The sequence below is a fragment of the Lentzea cavernae genome, from assembly GCF_014653695.1.
In the GTDB taxonomy this organism is placed as follows: domain Bacteria; phylum Actinomycetota; class Actinomycetes; order Mycobacteriales; family Pseudonocardiaceae; genus Lentzea; species Lentzea cavernae.
This window is the reverse complement of record NZ_BNAR01000004.1, coordinates 99,141-105,521: the sequence shown is the minus strand read 5'-3', so window position 1 is coordinate 105,521 and position 6,381 is coordinate 99,141. Positions and strand designations below refer to the sequence as shown.

General features: G+C 73.3%; 1 protein-coding gene. It reads left to right on the top strand.

The genetic code is table 11. The annotated features are described in order from the left end of the window. The first annotated feature begins 67 nt into the window (after positions 1 to 67). Positions 68 to 6,367 carry a type I polyketide synthase gene (locus tag IE307_RS14650; protein ID WP_373306017.1) on the top strand — a complete coding sequence of 2,100 codons (6,300 nt, stop codon included), beginning with the start codon at positions 68 to 70 and terminating at the stop codon, positions 6,365 to 6,367. Positions 6,368 to 6,381: the final 14 nt, after the last annotated feature.

Genomic DNA, 6,381 nt, shown 5'->3' with positions numbered 1-6,381 from the left:
CAGGACGCTGCCTCAAGGAGGAATCGGCATGACCAGCGACGACCGGACGCTCGACTACCTCAAGCGGTTGACCACCGAACTCCGCGACACCAGGCGTCGCCTGGACGAGGTCCAGGAGAGCGCGTCCGAGCCGCTGGCCGTCGTCGGGATGGCCTGCCGCTACCCCGGCGGTGTGGACTCGCCGGAGGCCCTCTGGCGACTGGTGGCGCACGGCGAGGACGGCGTGACCAGCTTCCCGGACAACCGGGGCTGGGACGTCGGCTCGCTCTACCACCCCGACCCGGACCACCGCGGCACGACCTACACCACCGCGGGCGGGTTCCTGCACGACGCCGATCGGTTCGACGCGGAGGTGTTCGGGATCTCGCCCCGCGAGGCGCTGGCCATGGACCCGCAGCAGCGCCTGCTGCTCGAGGTCACCTGGGAGGCGCTGGAACGGGCCGGGATCGCCCCCGCCTCGCTGCGGGGGAGTGCCACCGGCGTGTTCGCCGGCGCGATGCGCACGGAGTACGTGTCCGGGTTGACGTCGGTGTCCGAGGACATCGAGGGATTCGTCGGCACGGGCTCGTCCAACAGCGTGCTGTCGGGCCGGGTGTCCTACACGTTCGGCCTGGAGGGGCCGGCGGTGACGATCGACACGGCGTGTTCGTCCTCCCTGGTCGCACTGCACCTGGCCGGGCAGGCCCTGCGCACCGGTGAGTGCTCGCTGGCCCTGGTCGGCGGGGTCACCGTGATGTCCACCCCCGAGACGTTCGTCGAGTTCTCCCGGCAGCGCGGTCTGGCCGTGGACGGCCGGTGCAAGGCCTTCGCCGCCGCGGCCGACGGCACGGGGTGGTCGGAAGGCGCCGGAGTGCTGCTGCTGGAACGGTTGTCCGACGCCCGCCGCAACGGACGCCGCGTCCTCGCGATCGTCCGCGGTTCGGCGGTCAACCAGGACGGTGCGTCGAACGGGCTCACCGCTCCCAGCGGCCCGTCGCAGCAACGGGTGATCCGCCAGGCGCTGGCGAACGCCCGGCTGTCCACATCGGACGTCGACCTCGTCGAGGCGCACGGCACCGGCACCCGCCTCGGTGACCCGATCGAGGCGCAGGCGTTGCTGGCCACCTACGGCCAGGACCGCGACGAGCCGCTGTACCTGGGATCCATCAAGTCCAACATCGGTCACTCCCAGGCGGCCGCCGGTGTCGCCGGGATCATCAAGGTCGTCGAGGCCATGAGGCACGGGGTGCTGCCGCGCACGCTGCACGTCGACGAGCCGTCGCCCCACGTCGACTGGACGGCGGGCGCGGTGGAACTGCTCACCGGCGAACGCCCCTGGCCCGCTGTCGACCGGCCTCGCCGCGCCGCGGTGTCGTCGTTCGGCCTGAGCGGCACCAACGCCCACGTCATCCTCGAGCAGGTCGTGGAGGAGCCCGAGAGCGTCGAACGGACTTCTCCGCCGGTGCTGCCGTGGGTGTTGTCGGCCAAGAACGAGAAAGGCCTGCGGGCACAGGCTTCCCGTGTGCTCGGCGCCCTGGGTGGAGCCGATCCGCTCGACGTCGCGCACTCGCTCGCGACCGGCCGGTCCACGCTCGACCGGCGGGCCGCGGTGATCGGCCCGACCCGGGACGACCTCGTGTCCGGTCTGACCGCGCTGGCGGAGGGTTCGCCCTCGCCCGCCGTCGTCACGGGCGCCCCGCTGATCGGGCGCACGGCGTTCCTGTTCACCGGGCAGAGCAGCCAGCGCTGCGGCATGGGCGGTGAGCTGCACCGGGCCTTCCCCGTCTACGCCGAGGCGTTCGACGCGGTGGTGGCGGCGATGGACGAGCACCTGGACCGGTCGCTCACCGGCGTGGTCTTCGGCGACGACCAGGACCTGCTCGACCGGATGAGCTACCTGCAGCCGGCGCTGTTCGCCGTCGAGGTCGCGTTGTTCCGGCTGCTGGAGTCCTGGGGCGTGCGTCCCGACTTCGTCGCCGGCCACTCCATCGGTGAGCTCACCGCCGCGCACGTGGCCGGTGTCTGGACGCTGGAGGACGCGGCGAAGATGGTCGCCGCCCGCGGCAGGCTGATGGAGGCGCTGCCCTCCGGCGGCGCCATGGTCAGCGTCCAGGCCTCCGAGGTGGAGGTCCGCGCCGCGCTCGTGGACGGCGTCGAGATCGGCGCGGTCAACGGTCCGGACGCTGTGGTGTTGTCCGGCGACGAGGACGCGGTACTCGCGGTGGCGGAGTCGTTCGCCCAGCGGGGCCGCAAGACCAAGCGGCTGCGCATGACGCACGCCTGCCATTCGGCGCGCATGGACGACATGCTCGCCGAGTTCACCGCTGTCGCGGACAGCGTCTCCTACGGCGCCGCGAAGATTCCGGTGGTGTCCAACGTGACCGGCAAGCTGGCCGGTACCGACGAGGTCACCGCGCCGGGGTACTGGCCGCGCCACGTCCGGCAGCCCGTCCGGTTCGCGGACTCGATCACCTGGCTCCGCTCCGAGGGCGTCTCGCGGTTCGTCGAGCTCGGACCAGACTCGGTCCTGACCGCCATGCTCGCCCGCGTCCTGCCCGACGAGGACGTGCTCGCCGTGCCGATGCTGCGCGGCGGCCGTTCCGAGCCGGTGACGGCGACGACCGCCCTCGCCGCTCTGCACGTGCGCGGCGGACGCGTGGACTGGCGGACGTTCTACGAAGGCACCGGGGCTCGCGCGGCCGAGCTGCCCACCTACGCGTTCCAGCACGACACCTACTGGCTGAGGTCTGCGGGCAGTGCGGGCGATCCGGCCGGGCTGGGCCTGGCCGACGCCCGCCACCCGTTGCTGGGCGCGTCGGTGGCACTGGCCGACGACTCGGGACTCGTCCTCACCGGCCGGATCTCGCTCTCGACCCACCCGTGGCTCGCGGACCACGTCGTCGCGGGAACCGCGCTCCTGCCGGGAACGGCACTGGTGGAGCTCGCGCTGCGGGCGGGCGACGAGGCCGGGTGCCCGCACCTGGAAGAGCTCACCCTGCACGAGCCGGTGTTCCTCGACGGCACACGAGACCTGCAGGTCGTGCTGGCCGCGCCGGACGAGTCCGGCCGCCGGCCGGTGTCGCTGCACTCCCGCGCCGGCGAGGGAACTTGGGCCCAGCACGCCTCCGGCACGTTGGCCCCTTCCGTCACCGCACCGGACTTCGACCTGGCGGAGTGGCCGCCTCGTGGCGCCACCGCCGTCGACCTGGACGACGTGTACGAGGCCTTCTCCCGCAACGGCCTGGAGTACGGGACGGTGTTCCGCGGCCTGCGGGCGGCCTGGCGCCTCGGCGACGAGGTCTACGCGGAGCTGCGGCTGCCCGAGGAGGGCGAGGCGCAGAAGGACGCGGAGAGGTTCGGCCTGCACCCGGCGCTGCTCGACTCCTGCCTGCACGCCATCGGTCTCACCGCGGACGAGGACTCCGGTCCGCGGATTCCCTTCCTGTGGCAGGACGTCGCCCTGCACGCCATCGGCGCCACCACGCTGCGACTGCGGCTCACCCCCGGCCAGTCGGACGCGGTCGCCCTCCGGATCGCGGACGGCGTCGGCGCCCCGGTGGCCACCATCGGCGCGCTCCTGCTGCGCCAGATCAGCGCCGACCAGTTCACGGCGGCCGAACCGGGTGCGCTGGACTCCCTGTTCCACCTCGACTGGGCACCGCTGCCCGTCTCCGGTGACCACGACGTCGAGTGGGCCTTCGCCGACGACCTCGACGACGACGTCCCGCCCCCGCCGGTCGTCGTTCTCCCGATCCGCTCGGGAGACGCCGACGTGGCGGGCACCGCACTGGCGGAGACCACCCGCGTCCTCGCCGTTCTCCAGCGGTGGAACACCGAGGAACGCCTGCACGGCACCACCCTGGTCGTGCTCACCCGCGACGCGGCCGGCACGGACCAGGCCGACCCGGCGGCCGCCGCGGTCTGGGGCCTGGTGCGCTCGGCCCAGTCCGAGAACCCCGGCCGGTACGTGCTGATCGACACCGACGCCGAACCGACGTCCGCGCAGCTCGCGGCGGCGCTGTCCACCGGCGAGCCGCAGCTGCTCTCCCGCGGCGGCGAGTTCGCCGTCCCGCGCCTGGGAGCTCTGCCGGGAGCGGACGAGCTCGTCGTTCCGGCCGCACCGGACTGGCGACTGGGCATGACCGCTCGCGGCACCGTGGACAACCTGCGCCTGGAAGCGCTGGACCTGGAACCGCTGGGGGCCAAGAACGTCCGGATCGCCGTCGCCGCCGCGGGCCTGAACTTCCGCGACGTGCTGAACGTGCTCGGCATGTTCGACGGCGAGCCCGGCCCGCTCGGCAACGAGGTGGCGGGCGTGGTGGTCGAGGTCGGGTCCGAGGTGACGGACCTGGCGGTCGGCGAGGCCGTCATGGGTGTCGCCGCCGGTGGCATCGGCACGGTCGCCACCGCGTCCCGCGCGTTCGTGACGAGGGTTCCCGACGGCTGGTCGTTCGAGACCGCGGCCTCGGTCCCGCTGGTGTTCCTCACCGCCTACTACGGCCTCAAGGAACTGGCCGGGCTCAGCGCGGGCGAGTCGGTGCTGGTCCACGCGGGCGCCGGGGGCGTCGGCATGGCCGCCGTGCAGATCGCCCGGCACCTCGGCGCGGAGGTCTACGCCACCGCGAGTGCCGGCAAGCAGCACGTCCTGCGCGAGGCCGGGCTCGACGACGGCCACATCGCCGACTCCCGCACGCTCGGCTTCGAGCAGCACTTCACGACCACCAGCGGCGGGCGCGGCGTCGACGTCGTGCTGGACGCGCTGACCGGTGAGTTCGTCGACGCCTCGCTGCGGCTGCTGCCGCGCGGCGGCCGGTTCATGGAGATGGGCAAGGCCGGGCTGCGCGACCCGGACGAGGTCGCCGCGCGGCACCCCGGGGTCCGCTACCAGCCCTTCGACCTGATCGAGGCCGAGCCGGAGCTGCTCACCCGGATGTGGGCCGAGGTGGTCGAGCTGTTCGACCGCGGTGTCCTCACGCCGTTGCCGACCCGCCTCTGGGACGTGCGGCAGACACCGGAGGCGTTCCGGCACCTGAGCCAGGCCAAGCACATCGGCAAGCTGGTGCTGACGATCCCGCGCGGCCCCGAGCCGGACGGCACCGTGCTGATCACCGGCGGCACCGGCGACCTCGGCGGCGTGCTCGCCCGGCACCTGGTGACCGAGCACGGTGTCCGGCACCTGGTCCTGACGAGCAGGCGCGGCCCGGACGCACCAGGCGCCGCCGACCTGGTCGCCGACCTGACCGGCCTGGGCGCCGCGGTCACCGTCGTCGCCTGCGACCTCGCCTCCCGCGACGCCGTGGCGGACCTGCTCGGCGCCGTCCCGGCCGAGCACCCGCTGACCGGTGTCGTGCACGCGGCGGGCGTCCTCGACGACGGCCTGGTCGACGCCCTCACCCCGGAACGGGTGGACCGCGTCTTCGCACCCAAGGTCCAGGCCGCGACTCACCTGCACGAGCTGACCCGGCACCTGCCGCTGCGCTGGTTCGTCCTGTTCTCCTCGGCCGCCGGGGTGCTGGGCAACGCGGGGCAGGCCAACTACGCCGCCGCCAACAGCTTCCTCGACGCCCTGGCCACCCGTCGCCGCGGTGACGGTCTGGTCGCCCACTCGATCGCGTGGGGCCTGTGGTCGGGCGGCATGGGCGACCGGCTCGGCGCGGAGGGCGAGGAACGCCTGCGCCGCAGTGGTTTCCCGCCCATCACGTCCTCCGAGGGCATGGCGATGTTCGACCTCGCCGTCGGTACCGCGCACCCGGTCCTGCTCGCGCTGAGGGTCGACCGCGCGACTGTCCGCGCCAACGCCTCGGACGCGTCCATGTCCCCGTTGCTGCGCAGCCTGGTCGGCGCCTCCGGCCACGTGCGGGCCAGGGCCGCCACCGCGCAGCAGGACGGCGAACTGCTGCGCAAGCTCGCCGGCCTGAGCCCGGCCCAGCGCGACGAGTTCCTGCTCGACCTGGTCCGGCGGGAGGCCGCACTGGTGCTGGGCAGGACGGGCGCGGACAGCGTCGAGCCCGCCCGCGGGTTCCACGACCTCGGGTTCGACTCGCTGACGTCGGTCGAGTTCCGCAACCGCCTGAGCGCCGCCACCGGGCTGCGACTGACCTCGACGCTGGTCTTCGACTACCCCAGCCCGGCCGCGCTGTCCGCGTTCCTGCACACCGAACTGGCCGGTGACGCCGAGCAGGGCAGCACCGAGCTGATCGAACAGATAGGCCGGCTGGAGGCGATGCTCGCCGGCACCGATCCGGACGACACCGAGGTCGACCGGCGTCTGCAGCGACTGCTGTCCGACTGGACGGCCAAGCGCTCGGACTCCTCCGGGAGCGATCTCGACACCGCGACCCCGGACACCATCCTCGCGCTGATCGACCACGAGTTCGGCACGCGCTGACCAGCCCCAGCCGT